The sequence below is a fragment of the Cryobacterium sp. MLB-32 genome (assembly GCF_000738085.1).
In the GTDB taxonomy this organism is placed as follows: domain Bacteria; phylum Actinomycetota; class Actinomycetes; order Actinomycetales; family Microbacteriaceae; genus Cryobacterium.
The window spans coordinates 1-624 of sequence record NZ_JPRS01000567.1 but is presented as its reverse complement, the minus strand read 5'-3'; the positions used below and the strand labels follow the sequence as shown (position 1 = coordinate 624).

1 protein-coding gene is annotated in these 624 nt (G+C 59.9%); it reads right to left on the bottom strand.

All coding sequences use genetic code 11. The features are described from left to right. Positions 1-8: 8 nt before the first annotated feature. Positions 9-278, bottom strand: a complete 270-nt coding sequence (gene rpsO / locus JF66_RS19990; protein ID WP_035873964.1) for a 30S ribosomal protein S15 — start codon at positions 276-278, stop codon at positions 9-11. Positions 279-624: the final 346 nt, after the last annotated feature.

The following is a 624-nucleotide window of genomic DNA, read 5'->3' as shown; positions in this document are numbered from 1 at the left end:
AAGTCTGACTAGCGACGCAGGCCGAGGCTGCCGATCAGTGTGCGGTATCGCGTGATGTCGATATCGGACAGGTAACCGAGCAGACGACGACGCTGACCAACCATAAGAAGCAGGCCACGACGTGAGTGGTGGTCGTGCTTGTGCTCTTTCAGGTGCTCCGTCAGGTCGAGAATGCGCTGCGTGAGCATTGCAATCTGAACTTCGGGGGACCCTGTGTCGCCTGGGTGGGTAGCGTACTTATCGATGATCGCCTTCTTTGCATCGGCTTCGAGTGCCATAGATGGGATCCCCTTTCTCTCACTGCGCGGTGCCCCTGGCAGGATGCCTGGGCTCTCTTTATCCGCGGCCGTTGAACGGCAACCTACATACTTTAGCAGAGTCCGGGCGCGAGCACCGCTCGTCTCCGGGCACCACCCGAATTGGGGTGACACTCTGGTCGCCGTGGCTCACCCATATTCGTAAAATCGAGGCATACTCACTTGACTACGTGACGTCGCCAGCTGTGCGCGCCGCGCGCCACATCAACCACATCTCAGGAGTTCATCGTGCAAATGACGTGCCCATACTGCGGTTCAGTGGCCAGGCTCGCGCCCAACCCCGATCGGGTGGCGCCATCACCGCTGC